13 protein-coding genes are annotated in these 16,524 nt (G+C 49.8%); 8 read left to right on the top strand and 5 right to left on the bottom strand.

Annotation, left to right across the window (positions count from 1 at the left end):
• Positions 1-23 precede the first annotated feature (23 nt).
• The 3 genes from ASG24_RS08025 to ASG24_RS08015 are packed head-to-tail and all read right to left on the bottom strand — an operon-like array spanning position 24 to position 3,565.
• Positions 24-749 (bottom strand): ABC transporter ATP-binding protein, encoded by a 726-nt coding sequence (locus ASG24_RS08025; protein WP_055869949.1) that lies wholly within the window; start codon positions 747-749, stop codon positions 24-26.
• Between the two features lie 11 nt (positions 750-760).
• Positions 761-2,113 (bottom strand): efflux RND transporter periplasmic adaptor subunit, encoded by a 1,353-nt coding sequence (locus tag ASG24_RS08020; protein ID WP_055869947.1) that lies wholly within the window; start codon positions 2,111-2,113, stop codon positions 761-763.
• Positions 2,114-2,137: 24 nt separating this feature from the next.
• Positions 2,138-3,565, bottom strand: coding sequence for a TolC family protein (locus ASG24_RS08015; RefSeq protein WP_055869944.1), 1,428 nt, complete (start codon positions 3,563-3,565; stop codon positions 2,138-2,140).
• Positions 3,566-4,006: 441 nt separating this feature from the next.
• On the opposite strand from ASG24_RS08015, the gene ASG24_RS08010 reads away from it, so the two are divergent.
• The 8 genes from ASG24_RS08010 (at position 4,007) to ASG24_RS07975 (ending at position 12,917) form a co-directional block, all read left to right on the top strand.
• Positions 4,007-6,268: a catecholate siderophore receptor Fiu gene (locus ASG24_RS08010; RefSeq protein ID WP_055869941.1), complete on the top strand. Its 2,262-nt coding sequence runs from the start codon at positions 4,007-4,009 to the stop codon at positions 6,266-6,268.
• 66 nt (positions 6,269-6,334) lie between these two features.
• Positions 6,335-7,012, top strand: coding sequence for a Fe2+-dependent dioxygenase (locus ASG24_RS08005; RefSeq protein ID WP_055869938.1), 678 nt, complete (start codon positions 6,335-6,337; stop codon positions 7,010-7,012).
• Positions 7,012-8,109, top strand: a complete 1,098-nt coding sequence (locus ASG24_RS08000) for an alpha-hydroxy acid oxidase (protein ID WP_055869936.1) — start codon at positions 7,012-7,014, stop codon at positions 8,107-8,109. Before ASG24_RS08005 ends, ASG24_RS08000 begins: the two co-directional genes overlap by 1 nt.
• 186 nt (positions 8,110-8,295) lie before the next feature.
• The gene (locus tag ASG24_RS07995; protein WP_055869931.1) at positions 8,296-8,919 is read left to right on the top strand and encodes a PepSY-associated TM helix domain-containing protein; all 624 of its coding nucleotides are present in this window, start codon (positions 8,296-8,298) and stop codon (positions 8,917-8,919) included.
• 20 nt (positions 8,920-8,939) lie between these two features.
• Complete coding sequence (locus tag ASG24_RS07990; protein ID WP_055869928.1) at positions 8,940-9,470, top strand: DUF2271 domain-containing protein; 531 nt, start codon at positions 8,940-8,942, stop codon at positions 9,468-9,470.
• A 29-nt stretch (positions 9,471-9,499) separates the two neighbouring features.
• Positions 9,500-10,300, top strand: coding sequence for a DUF4198 domain-containing protein (locus ASG24_RS07985; protein ID WP_055869924.1), 801 nt, complete (start codon positions 9,500-9,502; stop codon positions 10,298-10,300).
• A 17-nt stretch (positions 10,301-10,317) separates the two neighbouring features.
• Positions 10,318-11,328 (top strand): FAD:protein FMN transferase, encoded by a 1,011-nt coding sequence (locus tag ASG24_RS07980; protein WP_055869920.1) that lies wholly within the window; start codon positions 10,318-10,320, stop codon positions 11,326-11,328.
• Positions 11,325-12,917, top strand: coding sequence for a sulfite reductase flavoprotein subunit alpha (locus ASG24_RS07975; RefSeq protein WP_055869917.1), 1,593 nt, complete (start codon positions 11,325-11,327; stop codon positions 12,915-12,917). Before ASG24_RS07980 ends, ASG24_RS07975 begins: the two co-directional genes overlap by 4 nt.
• On the opposite strand, the gene ASG24_RS07970 is transcribed toward ASG24_RS07975, so the two are convergent.
• On the bottom strand, positions 12,914-14,254 hold the full coding sequence (locus ASG24_RS07970; protein WP_055869914.1) for a PepSY domain-containing protein: 1,341 nt from the start codon (positions 14,252-14,254) through the stop codon (positions 12,914-12,916). The genes ASG24_RS07975 and ASG24_RS07970 overlap by 4 nt on opposite strands.
• Before the next feature lie 15 nt (positions 14,255-14,269).
• Positions 14,270-16,414, bottom strand: a complete 2,145-nt coding sequence (locus ASG24_RS07965; protein WP_082488055.1) for a TonB-dependent siderophore receptor — start codon at positions 16,412-16,414, stop codon at positions 14,270-14,272.
• Positions 16,415-16,524: the final 110 nt, after the last annotated feature.

The following is a 16,524-nucleotide window of genomic DNA, read 5'->3' as shown; positions in this document are numbered from 1 at the left end:
AGGCGAAATCCATGACAGTGCATTTATTCAGACTGTTCACTAGCACCCTCCGGCTGAGATTGTGTCAGGGTATCCTGCACGATTTCGCCATCCAGAAAACGCACTTGCCGTTTGGCATGCTCGGCAATATCGTTTTCATGGGTAACCAGCACGATGGTAATGCCTTCTTTATTCAGCTGTCCAAACAGTGCCATGATTTCTTCGCTGGTCACGCTATCCAGGTTGCCGGTCGGTTCATCGGCGAGAATCAGGCTGGGCGTATTGACCAGCGCACGCGCAATGGCCACCCGTTGCTGTTGACCACCGGAAATCTGGTTCGGCCGTGAATGTATATGCTTGCTGAGTCCCACCTTTTCCAGCAGCACTTTGGCCCGCGCATGCCGCTCGGTCTTTTCAATACCAGAATACACCAGCGGCAGGCCGACATTATCGAGCAGGCTGGAACGCGCCAGCAGGTTAAAGCCCTGAAACACAAAGCCTATGGTCTGGTTGCGCACGCCGGCCACCGCATTCGCTTCCATGGTTGCTACCGCATGCCCATCCAGCACATATTTGCCAGACGTAGGCTTATCCAGGCAGCCAAGAATATTCATGAAAGTGGATTTACCTGAGCCAGACGGTCCCATGATGGCGACGTAATCACCCTCGGCAATACGCAAATTGACATCTTTCAGTACCGGGAATGGTCCGGCAGCCGTCTGGTATTCTTTATACAGATGGCTGACCTCAATCACATTTTTTTGACTCATCTGGTTACCCGTTAAAACATTCTGGGTCCACGGGCATTATTGTTATTTCCACCCGGTTTTTGCTGGTTGTCAGGCTGCAATTCGCTGACAATAATCTTATCGCCCACCGCCAGGTCACGGCTGTGAATTTCTGTTGAGCGGCCATCGGTGATGCCGACGCGCACTCTGACCATGGTCGGCTTGCCTTCTCTTAACACATAGACTTTACCCATGTTGCCGCCACCTGGACGTTTGCCACGGCGTTCGCCTCTGCCTTCACCGCCACCATCGCCGCGGCCTAGACCTCCCCGGCTCCACCGGCCTTCGCCACCGCCATTCTCCCCGCGTCGTGCACCTCGTTCACCACGCTTTTCGCCACCAGGGCCGTTTTTATCACCGGCAGCCTCATCTTTCTTGTCGCCAGCGTTTTCTTTTTGTTTGTCGTCTTTGCCGGCATCAGCATCCTGTTTGGGTTTATATCTTAACGCTGCATTCGGCACCAACATTGTTTGTTTCACATGCTCGACGGCAATATTCACGTAGGCCGTCATCCCGGGCAACAAGGTTAAATCCTGGTTATCGACAGAAACGACAACGTTGTATGTCACCACATTGGAAGTGTTGGTTGAATTCAGGCGCACCTGTTTGACTACGCCTTCAAAATTACGGTTTGGGAAAGCATCCACGTTAAAGCTGACCTTTTGCCCGACTTTTATTTTGCCGATATCCGCCTCGGCAAAGCTGGTATCGATCTGCATTTTTGCCAGGTCCTGCGCAATCTGGATCAGGGTTGGAGTCTGGAAACTGGCGGCTACGGTTTGGCCGACATCTACTACACGGTTAATGACCACGCCTGACACCGGTGAACGGATAATCGTAAAATTCAGATTGGTCTGGTCACGTGCCAACAAGCCACGTGCACTTTCTAATTGCGCTTTTGCTGATTTCATCACTTGCACTGCGGTATCCAGCTCCTGTTTGGATACAAAATCTTGCTCATACAACTCGCGCATGCGCTTTTCATTTGCCACCGCCAGCTCAACGCTGGCCTGGTTGTTACGCACACTGTTTTGCGATTGGACAATCTGGGCATTGAACAACGCACTATCCAGCTCCAGCAACACCTGGTCTTTTTTTACCTGGTCGTTAAAATCCACATACAATTTACGCACAATTCCGGAAACCTGGGTACCGACACTGATCAGGCTGACTGGGTTTAATGTGCCGTTCGCTGACACGGTTTGTTCAATATCACCACGAGTGACTTCATCGAGGCGATATAAGTCTTCAGGCTTGGGTTGATGCGTTTTCTGGTAATAGTAATAAGCCCCAGCGGCAGCAACTGCCAATAAAACAAACACAACAATTTTTTTGAGTAATTTCATAATATTGAATAGGTGAAGTTCTGATTAATTGTTGGCCGGGAGCGTGGCATTAGGCAGCGATTGAATCATTGCATTATCCAGCGCACCCATGGCTTGCGCCAGGGTTGCGCGTGCTATGTTTGAATTCAGCCCGGCCTGTATATTTTGCTGGCGTGCGTTTGCCAGCGCACTTTGTGCATTCAGCGTATCGATGATATTGCCGACACCGGCCTTGTAACGCCCCAAAGCCACCCGGTAAGATTGCTCTGCGCTTTCCAGCAATACCTTGGTGGCATTAATCGATTGCAAGGCTGTGCGCAGATTCTGGTAGGCATTCCAGACATCCAGCGAAATCTGCAAACGCAAGCGGTCACGTTGTGCCGCACGCAAGTCGGCGGTCGCTTCGGCGGCGCGGATGCGATAGGTAGGGGCGTAACCCGCAAAAATGGGGATAGACACTGTCAACCCCAAGGTTGAGTTATTGCTTGAACTCAGCTGGGTACCATCCTGCAACCCGTTGGAAACCGAAACAAAAATCGTCGGTTTGGTAGCAGCTTTACTGGCATCTATATTCGCCTGTGCCGCTTTTACCTGCGCTTCACTGGCAACTAGGTCCGGCCTGCGCGTGCCGGCCTGCTCAATCAACGCATTCACATCTTCCAGGATAGTGGAAGGTGCATCATTCGTTGCACTGATCAACTCCACCTTTTGCTGGGCTGGCAAGCCCATGACATTCACCAGGTTGCCATAAGCGATCTGGAGATTTCCCTCGTTGGTAATACGCGCCAGTGTAAATTGTGCAAATGCTGTCTGCGCCTGCAGCATATCCGCTGGCGTCGCCACTCCGGCCCGGTAGCGCGCATTGGCCGCTTTATAACTTTCTTCTCCGGCACGCTCGGCCTCGCGCGCGGCATTCAGGGCAGCGATGTTTGCCTGCACCTGGTAATAGGCCACTGTAGAAAGCAACAGAATTTGCTGCACCACACTACTTTGACTCGCACTGGCGGATAGTAATAACTGGCGCGCATTTTCCAGGTTGGCGTTTCGATTGCCGAAATCATATAAAAGATAACTTGCCACCAGGCTATTGCTTAAATTAAGTGATGGATTGCTACGCGTTGCAGATTCGGGGCTCAAAACATTCAAATTGCTGGATACATTATCCGTCACTGTAGGTAGGTAAGCAGATTTGGCAACACCCAGTTGCGCTGCCTGCACCCGGACACTGGCCCAGATTTCACTCGTCTGCGGGTTATTGCATAAACTTGCATCTGCCACTTCAGCCAAGGTGAGTGGTTTATTCAAGTCCAGCTGCGCACAAGGCGAGCTAGTCCCCCGGTAACCTTCGGGAATCCTTGGCATCGCTTCAATCTGAGTTTTCAGCGGATCACCATCTTTATACCAAATGGACTCATCGGCATGCAGACACATACTCAGACTTGCTAATGCAATTAAAAGCAGATGCTTATTCATTTAATTTTTAAACCAACTTACTCTATTAATAACCAAAACAGCCAGCGTAGACACGCCGGCTGCAAGTAGTTTATGCCATACATAAATATTGCAATTATAAATGAGAAACGTTATCATTATCTCTTTGATACATATTTATACATTCTGATACATTTTGAAAAGCGAACCTTATTGAATGAGTCAAGCTAATCAATATCAGTTGTAACGAGCAGTGAATTCTCTGTGTTAATCGCACGAATTACTTAATTGACTCCCAAAAGTCAACGCTCGCAAATAAAGCGCGAATCATCTCTCAAAAACACCTGCTTGCATAGCAATAAGCAAAGACGTTTTGTAAGGATTTGTATCTGCGTCAATTCTAAAAAATATTGTATTAAAGCCCCATCGTGCCAGCCTAAGGTTTCCCCTAAAGCCAGCGAGAACATTATTTGAGGAAAGAAGATGAGTCATATTCGCAGCCGCAAGCATCATCCAGCGCGCATCGCAGCTTTAGTTGCTGCCACTTTTTCAATGACTGCCTTTGCAGCAGAAGAAGCAGCCCAGTTACCTGAAGTAGCTGTTAAATCCAAAAAGGAAGTTGCCCCTTTTAAGGCTGATACTTCTGCTAACACCAAATTCACCAAGCCATTGATTGACACCCCGCAAACTGTGCAAATCATCAAAAAAGAATTGCTGACAGAACAAGGTGTATTTACTTTGGTTGATGCTTTACGCAATACACCAGGCATCACTATTCAACAAGGTGAAAACGGCAATTCATCGACTGGTGACACATTCTCGATGCGCGGCTTCAATGCTTCCAACCAGTTATTCGTCGATGGCATTCGTGATCTCGGTGCCGTATCACGCGACATTTTCAACACTGAGCAAGTAGAAGTCGTTAAAGGTCCGGCGGGCGCGGATATTGGTCGCGGAGCTGCCTCAGGATATATCAACTTAATCACCAAGCTGCCAACTCTGACTAATAGCAACTACGCAACAGTTGGCTATGGCACTGCCCAAAGAAAGCGCGTAACTGTAGATCTAAACCAGGCACTTAGCGATACCATTGCTGTTCGCCTGAATGGTTTGATCACGGAAGGCAATGTGCCTAAACGCGACGAAGTGGATAACCAGAACTTCTCGATTGCACCTTCTATCGCTTTTGGCTTAGGCACAGATGCACGTGGCTATTTTTACAGCCAGCACATTCGCCAGGATAACACTCCAGATGGTGGCATTTCTACTATCGGAATGAGCGGTTTTTACAATGCAAATGCTGCTATTAATGCAGGGCCAAAAGTTGACCGAGAGAATTTCTACGGCAGTAAAAATGACTATGAACGTATAGACGCAGACATGCTGACTGCGAAACTTGAGTATGACCTCTCTGATAAAACCACCATTCGCAATATCACCCGTTATGGTCAATCATCCATAGACCGCGTGCTGACCGGTGTCAACGGGATCACCGCCGTAAACCCAGCCAATCCCAACACTTGGACTTTGGCACGTTCACGCCAGCGCGTAGACCGTGATGACGAAATCTTGATCAACCAAACCAGCTTGAATAGCATTTTTGATCTGGCTGGTTTCAAAAACTCCTTCACTGGCGGTGTCGAGTTCATCTACGAAAGACAAAAAAGCAAAGGCTATGGTACGGCAGCCACTACTACTAGCGGCGTGGTCTATACCGCAACGGTGAACCCGAATGCCAACCTGTACACCCCGAATGACAGTGATCCACTGGGCAAGCCTTATGCCAACCATGCTGATGTAGACGGTCGCACCTCGACCATGGCTGTATATGCATTCGATACCATTGATTTGAACGACCAATGGCAGGTGAATGGTGGCGTACGTTTTGAACGTTATGACACGAGGGCCACTGGCGCTTCAGTACTGCCAACCGGCAACCCTGTTCCTGCAATCACAACGTTAACGCCTTTCAATTTGAGCGATTCAGATAACCTGGCAAGCTATAAGGCAGGCGTATTGTACAAGCCCGCGACAAACGGCAGTGTTTATCTGGCCTATGGCAGCTCATATACACCGCCAGCCAGCGCCAACTTTGCTTTGTCAGGTACTGCTAATAACCAAAACAACGCTGCATTAGATCCACAAAAAACGGATAACTATGAATTAGGCACAAAGTGGGACTTACTCAACAAACAGTTGAATGTAAGCGCTGCATTGTTCAGAACTGAAAATGATAAGCAAACTTCATTTGATGACCTGGGCAATCCTGCGCAATCCGGCAAAACACGTGTGTCAGGCTATGAGTTGTTTGCAGTCGGCCAAATCACAGAAAACTGGCAAATCAGCACAGGCTTCACCAAGTTAAACGCCAAAGCACTTGAACAGCAGAGCAATGTCGGCGTTAACACAAATGCGGTGCGCTGGGTTCCTAATTACAGTGCGACTTTGTGGACGCAGTACTCCTGGAACGATTTCAGCATCGGTGGTGGTGCACGTTATATGGGTGAACAAAAGCGTTTGGTGACTACCAATACGCCAGCAAGCCTGAATAACATGCCTGAGATCCCGTCTTACACTGTATTCGACGCGATGGTGGCTTATGCAGTGAACCAGAACGTTAACCTCCGCCTGAATGTTTACAACTTATTCGATAAAGAATATATCAACACGATGAACAACAGTGGCGCACGCGTGCAGTTAGGTTTGGCACGCTCTGCAATGGCAACTGCAGAAATTAAGTTCTAAATGCATTAAACTGAATGCCCGTCAGAGGATTCTGGCGGGCTTTTTTATTTGTAGGCGAGAGTGATCATGCTGTTGCATATTCCCGAGATATTTAATCCTTCTCAAGTTGAAACTTTGCGCAACGCTTTACAGAGTGGCCCGTGGGTTGATGGCGCTGCGAGTGCCGGGCCATTGGCGGCTGAAGCAAAACATAATCTGCAATTTTCTACCGATGCAGCAGAATATCCATCGCTCGCCAAAACCATTGCTGCAGCATTGGAACGCCACCCTCTTTTTCTTTCTGCGGCATTGCCGCAGTTCATTCTGCCATTCATGTTCAACCGCTATACCGGCGGTGGCAATTATGGTGACCATATCGACAATGCCATACAGACTGACAGGCATACCGGACAACGCTTGCGCACCGATATTTCAGTGACTGTCTTTTTGTCTGACCCTGAGAGTTATGAAGGCGGTGACCTCATCATTGAAGATACTTATGGTGCCCACGAAGTGAAATTGCCAGCAGGCGATGCCATCATCTACCCCTCTTCCAGCCTGCATCGGGTAGAGCCGGTGACTGCCGGTGAGCGTATCGCGGCCTTTTCATGGGTGCAAAGCCTGGTGCCAGATGCCTGGCAGCGTAGCATGCTGTTTAACCTGGACATGACATTGATCAAATTGCGCAGCCAGATCGGCAACTCGGAAGAAATTGTTGCACTGACCGGCCACTACCATAACCTGTTAAGGCAATGGAGCCGCTAATGGTGAAGCCAGCCTTAACCGCGATCCCCCAGGATATCGTTTCTGCGGCTGACTACGAACGGCATGCACGCGAACATATCTCAGATGCGGCCTGGGCATACCTGCAAGGTGGTGCAGGGGATGAGTTAACACTGAATGCCAATATCAATGCCTGGCCGGACTTAAAATTGTGGCCGCGTGCACTGGCCGAGGTGGCTGGCGGTCACACCCGCTGCCAATTGTTTGGCGAAGAATTAACTCACCCTATCATCCTGGCGCCCGTTGCTACCCAACGTTTGTTTCATGACCAGGGAGAACTGGCCACAACCTTGGCAGCCGGGGTGATGGGTGGACTAGCCGTAGTTTCGACACAAGCATCTGTCCAATTGGAGGATGTCGCCAGTCATGCACAAGGCCCGTTATGGTTTCAGCTTTACTGGCAGGCGAATCGGCACGATACCCTGGCACTGGTTAAACGTGCCGAGTCCGCTGGCTATCGTGCACTGGTACTAACAGTAGATGCGCCGGTTTCCGGTGCACGCAATCGCGAACAACGTGCTGGCTTTTCTGTGCCGCCAGCCGTCGCACAAACCAATGTAGCTTCAATCGCACTTCCGGCACTGGCAGACAATGCGAGCCCGGTATTTGATGGCTTGATGACGCTAGCGCCTGCATGGGCAGATATCGCATGGCTGACCAGCCAGACGGATCTGCCGATTTTGCTCAAAGGGATTATGCACCCTGACGATGCTGCAAAAGCTGTCAGCGTCGGAGCGAGAGGTATCATAGTCTCCAACCATGGCGGGCGGGTACTGGACACAGCACCAACCACGCTGTGGGCACTGCCGGGTGTTATTTCCGCCACGCATGGCGCGATTCCCGTGATTATTGATGGCGGTATCCGGCGAGGAACCGACATCCTCAAGGCACGTGCACTCGGCGCTACTGCGGTCATGATAGGTCGGCCTTATATACATGCGCTGGCGACGGCAGGCGCGCTGGGTGTGGCACATTTGATCCGCCTGTTACGTGAAGAGCTTGAAATCGCCATGGCATTGACGGGTTGCCGGACATGGGATGATATTCATACGGGCGTTTTGGCCAGCGAATCTCTTTAAAGCACGCGTTCCAGCCAGCTTCACACCTGAGACATCCGATACAAAAAGATACATTGCAGCACTACTCTGACTGGCAAGCTTTACGCCGCCTCTGCTATAATGAGACTAGTTCTCATTTCCGCTGAAGCGGACAGAATATTGAGTAAAATTTTCGCCGAGAATGACACCTTACCTTACTAGCCAGACATGCAAATACAACTAAATTCTAACCGGGCATTCTGGCTTAAACATCTTTACCGCTGGCACTGGATCAGCTCGGCCGCCTGCCTGGTGTGCATGCTGCTGTTTGCATTCACCGGCATTACACTCAACAACGCCAGCCATATCGAGTCATTACCGGAAGTGTCTAAAAGAACAGCCACAGTGCCCGCACTGCTGTTAAAGCAAATTCAAACCGACCCGGCCGATGACAAGGCCGCTTTGCCCAAGGCGACTGGCGACTGGGTAGGCAATGCCATTGGTGTCGAACTTGCCAATCAACCCGGCGAATGGTCCGATGCTGAAGTGTATGTATCGCTACCCAGGCCAGGCGGTGATGCATGGCTGGTGATAGACCGCGAGAGCGGCGAAGTGAACTACGAGCTCACTGACCGCGGCTGGGTTTCATATATTAACGATCTGCACAAAGGCCGGAACACAGGCGTTGCCTGGAGCTGGTTCCTGGATATTTTTTCAGTGGTTGCACTGGTATTTTCCATCACTGGCCTGTTCATGTTGAGCATGCACGCCGGCAACAGGCCATCCACATGGCCGCTGGTTGGCCTTGGCGTCGTGATTCCGCTAGTGCTGGTTATTTTATTCATTCATTAGATTATTAGGAGTGTTCGTCAATGCGTAAATGGGTTCCTGCGCTTATCCCCACACTGATTGCTGGCTTGTTTGCCAACCATTCAACGGCTGGAGAAATCAACATTAAAGTGGCGATTCCTCAAATCAATACTGCTGAATACCATCGCCCTTACGTGGCAGTGTGGATTGAAAAGCCGGACCAGAGCGTACAAAAAAACCTGGCCGCCTGGTACAGCCAGAAGAAGGCTGCTAACGGTGACGAAGGCAACAAATGGCTGAAAGATTTGCGTCAATGGTGGCGTAAAAGCGGCCGTGAGCAATCGCTGCCGATTGATGGCGTATCCGGCGCTACCAGACCGGTTGGCGAGCAATCACTCAGTTTTACTGAAGGCAAAGAGCCGTTGGGCACCTTGCCGGCCGGCCAATACAATATTGCCGTGGAAGCTGCGCGCGAAAAAGGTGGCCGCGAAATCATTCGCGTCCCTTTCAACTGGCCGGTGCAAAAAGCAGAACAAGCCAAAGTGGCAGGTCAGCATGAACTGGGCGACATTACTGTCGATCTGAAACCCTGATTCTAAGAATAATCCTGAGGAATACACAGATGAAAAAAATTGTTGCTTTGGTTTCTTTGACACTGGGCATGACAGCCTCTACAGCACAGGCACATGGCTTCTGGATTTTGCCATCCAGCACCGTGCTGTCTGCATCGCAGTTCGTGACGTTTGATGCCGCCGTTTCCAATGACCCGTTTCAAATCAACCACCGCCCTCTGGCAATCGACGGACTTGTCATTCTTGCCCCTGATGGCAGCCAGGTAACACCGGTAAATACCCTGAAGGGCGAACTACGCACGGTGTTTGATGCGAAGTTTGATAAAAAAGGCACCTACCGCGTCGAACTGGTACGTTCCGGGTTCCGCGCAAACTGGAAAGATAGCGAAAACAAACCCAAACGCTTCATGGGTACAGCTGAAGCATTGGCTAAAGAAGTCCCCGCCGATGCGAAAGATCTGCAAGTATACGAAACTGAAAGCCGCCTGGAAAACTATATCACTGTAGGCAAACCTACCCCTCTCGAGCCAAACAACAAAGGTCTGGAATTAGTGGTTGGCAGCCATCCTAACGATGTCGTCTCGGGCGAACCGGTGGAGCTGACATTCCTGGTAGACGGTAAACCGACTGCCGATGTAGAGGTGGCTATCGTTCGCGGGCAGACTCAGTACAGGAATAATCCTGAAGAGAAAAACTTCAAGACCGATAAAAACGGCAAGATCAAAGTATCGTTTGACCAGGCAGGCATGTACTGGCTGGATGCTGACTTCAAAGATAACCGTGTTTCAAACAAACTGGCAAAAGAGCGCGCGTTATCTTATGTACTGACGCTGGAAGTGTTACCGCAATAAATCATGCCCACCAAGTAATGCAACGTGTCCTGATCCCACAATATTTAGCAACATTGCCTCAAGCATTATCGGTGGGCGAGCAGTTCACACTAAGCGGACAGACTATGGGAACGACCTGGACTGTCCGCTATATTTACCCACAGCAACATTCACAGCATGCTATACGCTCCTTGATACAGGATGAGCTGGATCTGGTTGTCAGGCAGATGAGTACCTGGCAACAAGATTCAAACCTTAGCCTGTTCAACCAGGCAGAAGCCGACACCTGGCACCCGCTACCCGATCCTTTTTTTACTGTGATTGATTGCGCACTAAAAATAGCGGCTGATACCAATGGCGCATTTGATCCCACCATAGGTCCTCTGGTTAACTTATGGGGATTTGGCCCACAGGGTGACCGTAGCTCTCCGCCAAAGCCAGATGAAATCAGCAGATTAAAAGCCAGCTGTGGCTGGCAGCGCCTGCAATTAGATACACATGGCAGACAGTTGCGGCAACCTGGCAATGCCTATATTGATTTTTCTGGGATTGCCAAAGGCTATGGCGTAGACAGGGTTGCGCAAGCTTTACAACGCGCCGGGATAAATAACTACCTGATAGAAGTCGGTGGTGAATTATATGGCGCAGGTATCAAGCCGGATAGCCAGCCGTGGTGGGTAGCGCTTGAATTACCCCCCGGCATTGCATCGGCTACCACCGAATCGATTGCCGCGTTATGCGGTGTGGCTGTGGCGACCTCCGGTGATTACCGCCGCTATTTCGAGCATGACAATCAACATTATTCACACACCATAGACCCCCGCACCGGTTACCCGATTGACCGCAGTATCAACGCACTGGTATCTGTCACTGTCATTCATGAAGAATGCATGCAGGCCGATGCCTTAGCCACTGCCCTTACTGTCATGGGTGTGCAGGCTGCGCTTGATTATGCGCAAAAACACCACGTTGCCACGCTATTGATAGAGCAAACACCCGATGGCTTCAAAGAATATCTCTCCCATGAATTAACGGCAATGCTGGAATGAAATACTTTCCCTTCGCATTATGTGCCCTGTTTAACCCAGTCATTGCTTTTGCATCGGACTTTGAACGTGCTTATACCGCCAAAGCAACTGGCGTTATTTTGCTGTACCTGCTTTTCTGTGGATGGATCATCTGGAGGCACAGCAAAAAGACCGCACTCAATCGTCTGGCAGATCAGGCTGATAGCAGCCTGCGCAATTCCCATAGCATATTGGTGGCTTATGCCAGCCAGACAGGCAATGCCGAATTGATCGCCAGGAAAACGGCAGAATCTCTTAAAACTGCTGGATTATCAGTAGAAACATTGCCTTTATCAGGGATTGATGCCACCGCGCTGCAAGATTTTAGCCGGACATTATTCGTTGTCAGCACCACCGGGGAAGGTGATGCACCTGACAATGCCGCTGACTTCCAGCAAAACCTTATGCAGAGCAATATCAATTTGTCTCATCTCCAATATGGGATATTGGCTTTAGGGGATTCAAGCTATACATTCTTTTGCGGCTTCGGTCATGCACTGGATGCCTGGTTACAACGCACACATGCCCTGCCCTTATTCGATTTGATAGCAGTAGACCACTTGGACGATGGAGCCCTCAGACACTGGCAGTACCAGCTTGGGCTGTTGGCGCACAATACAGAAATGCAGGATTGGGAAACGCCGGTTTACCAGCCATGGACACTCATTGCACGGTCACAGCTGAATCATGGCAGTGCAGGTGCTCCGGTCTTTCATTTAAAACTCGCTAGTGAAAAGAAAAACATGCAATGGCAAGCAGGTGACATTGCCGAAATAGGTCCGCGCAACTCGCAACAAGCTGTCGCTCAGTTTCTAACCCGGCTTGCGCTGGATGGCACTGTATCGGTTAGTGCAGAAGGCACCACATTTGCAGAGGCCTTACTGGAAAAATTGCTACCTCATGAAGATGCCAGCTGGAAAACATTATCAGGCCTGGATGCCGAAGTTATTTTGCGCACGCTGAAAAACCTTCCGCATCGCGAGTATTCAATTGCCTCTATTCCACAGGATCAGCATCTTGAATTACTGATCCGGCAAACACACTATGCAGATGGCAGACCAGGCATAGGTTCCGGCTGGTTAACGCAGCATGCTGCTCTAGGCGGTGACATTGCATTACGCATCCGGGAAAACACTGCATTCCACCCACCAGCGCAAAATATCCCATTAATCCTGATTGGCAATGGCACAGGAATAGCAGGCTTGAGGGCGCACCTGAAAGCCCGTATTGCCAGCGGTCATCAGCAAAACATGCTGATTTTTGGCGAACGCAATGCCGGGCATGATTTTTATTTCAAGAATGAATTACAAACCTGGCTTCAGCAAGGTTTGCTAACCAGGTTAGCCACCGCATTTTCGCGTGACCAAGCCGAAAAAACCTATGTCCAGGATGTAGTCAAATCCCTGGCAGAAGAGATTAAAAACTGGGTGCAGAATGGTGCCGCTATTTACGTGTGCGGAAGCGCCACGGGCATGGCGCCTGCCGTACATAACCAGTTACTGGAAATCCTGGGGGAAAAGATAATCGCAAATGTGACGGCATCCGGGCGCTACCGTCGCGACGTCTATTAAACAGGCATCCCCAGCTTGCTGGATGATCTCACCGGCGGCTTGCCATTTTGTACGATAACCTCAGACACCTTACGTGCCTTGCGCTTTTTCAGCCACAAGTACACACCGGTAACGGAAAGCATGGCTACCACCAGGCCCATTACAGAGATCAAGATACGGCCAGGAATACCTAAAATGCGACCTGAGTGTAAGGGAAACTGCGCCTGCACAATGACGTCTCCAGCAGTACCTTCCCAAGGAATACGTTTACCGACGTAATGTGCATCTAGCCCATCATAATACAATCGCTTATGACCAGCTCCGGCCACGCCATGATCGGCATCCGGACGATAAAAATCGACGTTAAATAACTGATAAGCAGCACTGTATGAGATACGTCCCGCAGGCTCTTGCCAGCCTTGCGCACGTGCATCTTTTAGCGCCAAATCTAATACCTGCTCAAAATCTACTTTTGGCGGTTGTTGCTGCGCTGGCGGTAAACGCGGACGCAAGTCTGAAGGGGTAGGCATTAATGTGAATGCAGACTTCATCACCGGCATAAATACTTCGCGACGCAGATTTAATGCAAGTGCAGAGAATGCCAGAATAATTAATAGAACCCAGGTCCATAAGCCAAATGCGCGATGCATATCGAAATAGCGTTTATGGGTACTGCTGTTCCATCGCATTTTCCATGCCGGCCACCAGCGCTTCCAGAACGAAGCCTGATTTGCAGAATGCGTCGCTTGCGCCTTATGCAGGCGCGTTTGCGGTTTTCTGCCGGATTTAGGCAATGTCAGGTAAAAGCCCACAAAACTATCTATCAGCCAAATGATCGCCACTCCACCCATCAGCCAGATGCCCCAGCGGTCTATACCCCACATTTCAGGCAGGTGCAAACTGTAATGCAGTTTGTATAGGAAGGAAATCACATTGGTTCGGTCTACCGGCCAAACCGCTCCCCACTCACGTTTGCCTAATTCCTGGCCTGTCACCGGGTCGACGAACACCTGGTTAAATTTGACAGATTCCAGCCCGTCCGGCAGGTTAGGCAACGGCCTGACACCTAAAGATAGTGTATGCCCAGACTCCACCGTCAGCGGGATGGAACTTACTTGTACTTGCGGGTAGCGTTCTGCCACCTGCTTTGCAAGAACCAGAGAAGACTGATGCGCCCCTACCGAGTCGCTATGCATCCATGCCGGATTCAGTAATTCATCCAGCTCGTGATCCCAGGAGATCACCGCGCCAGTGAGGCCGGTGATCAGCAGAAACAAGGCACTGGCTAGGCCCAGCCAGCGATGGCAAATAAGTAAAGTTTGTCGCAGTGAATCTTTGGCTGGGCTTGTTAATTGCATAGTGTTTAACAAAAATTAGAAATCGATAGTTGCCGATAATAATAAGGTTCGTGGTGCAGCGACAGTCAGGAAAGTGCCGCTTTGAAGCCAGTAATCTTTGTCCAGTACATTTTCAAGATTAGCGCGAAGTACAACTGGTTTGCCGGCTGCCTTTGTAATATAACGGGCACCAATATCTAAACGTGTCCAACCGGGAACACTGACTGTATTGGCACTATCGTAATAGGCGGAACCGGTACCAATGGCCCTGCCATTGAAACTCAGGCCATCAACCCAGGGCGTATCCCAATCCAACCCCAGATTAGCGGTAAAGTCAGGCACACCAATCGCATCTTTACCATCACTGGTGGCAGAATTACTTTTCACTTTTGGATCGGTGAAAGTAGTGCTCGCCATCATACGCAAACCGCTGGTCACTTCACCATAGGCGGAAATTTCAAGCCCGCGGTTACGTTGTTCACCAGAGTATTCCCTGCGATTAGTCACCGCATCAGTCTCAAGATTAGGCCTTTCGATCTGGAAGACGCTCACTACCGTAGTGATGCGGCCAAAATCCACTTTAACACCCACCTCATTCTGAGTGGATTTATAAGGAGCAAGCGCTTGCCCTACATTCTGGAATCCGGCACCAACGACCTCTCCTTGTGTTAAGCCTTTAGTGTGATTCGCGTACACAGAAACGTTATCTAAAGGCTTGATCACTATCCCCGCCAAAGGCGATGCAGCGCTCTCATCATAAGTGCCTGTTTTAACACCGCTGGTTGGGTCATAGCTTAGTTGCTCAACCTTTTGATCTCGCACACCCAAGGTGAGCAGCACTTTTTCATCAAGGAAAGACAAGGTATCTGTCAGCACATAGCTAGTAAGAGTCAGCTCCTGGCTTCTTTCAGGAGAGTTTCTCGTACCGACGATAGGCGGCAATGCGGCCGGATTGCGGATATTGGATACGACTGTGCCTGCAGACTGCGCATAAAAATACCCTGTTTCCTGATCTAAGCGATTGGCAGCCAAAGTCAGCGTATGCCCCACATTTCCGGTCGCAAATTTAAACCGTGCCCCGGCATTTGAAACAAAAGTTTTGCTGTAAAAATCATAATTGGCATTACTTAAGGTAAAGTTGCCACCTGCACCTATCCCACCCGCTGCCGATGGGAAATTCTGTTTATAGGAGAAATCAGTGTAACCAACTCCACCATAAAGAGTCACGTTTGAATTCACATCGTATTCCAGATTACTCAAAAACGTTTTACCGTTGTAATCCAGCTTTGTCCCCGGGTAAAAGTTTTTTCTAGCATCCGGTGCCGATGGAATTCGGGTCAGGCTACTCGCAATTGTCGCTTGTGGCCGGAATTCACGGATATCATCCCCTTGCACCAGTGCATCAAAAGACCAGCGCAATTTCTCACCCAGATAATCAAGCCCTAAACTCGCCAAGCCTGTTTGCTGGCTCCCTTTATCGATAGTGCCCTCGCCGGAACGCTTCAAGGCATTCACGCGCACACCCCATTCATTGTTTTGGCCAAAACGGCGGCCGGCATCAATGTGCGCTGCAAATTGCGATTCACCCAGGTAAGAAGTGGTCAATCTCGTTAGCGGGTCATTGCCCGCACGCTTGGTGACCAGATTCACCGAACCACCAATGCTGCCACTGGGTGGAATACCATTCACAAAAGTACCCGGGCCTTTAAGCACTTGCACGCGCTCCACCATTTCGAGAGGGACGCGCGTGGTTGAGGTCAGACCAAACAATCCATTCAAACCGGTATCTTCGTTACCAACGGTATAACCCCTGATCTGGAACTGATCACCGAAACCACCAGGTGCCGTGAGCGCCCGCACCGAAGCATCATTCACCACCACATCGGCAACGCTTCTGGCTTGTTGGTTCTGGATCAATTCAGAAGTGTAATTCACGGTACTGAAAGGCACGTCCATCACATCCTGATTACCTAACACACCCAAACTGCCGCCTTTTGCTACCTGACCACCGGCATAAGGTTTTGCCAGTGCATTCTTATCCGCAACTGATTTAACTTCTACTTCGCTTAAAGTTTCAGGGGCTGAAGAATCGGTAGCCCCTTTCTTTTCTTGAGCCATCACATGGCTAACACTCATGGCAAGAAATACGGAAACTGCAATTTTTTTCGGTGTAAACAACATCAACATACTCTCGTGGAATGACTTGATTAAAACAAAAGAAAAAGGCCGCCTTTGGATAGCAGCCTTTTGTAGATTACTTATAGATCAGCGTTTATATGATAATGATTATT

Source organism: Methylophilus sp. Leaf414 (assembly GCF_001425425.1).
Lineage (GTDB): Bacteria > Pseudomonadota > Gammaproteobacteria > Burkholderiales > Methylophilaceae > Methylophilus.
This window is presented reverse-complemented; position numbering and strand designations above follow the sequence as displayed.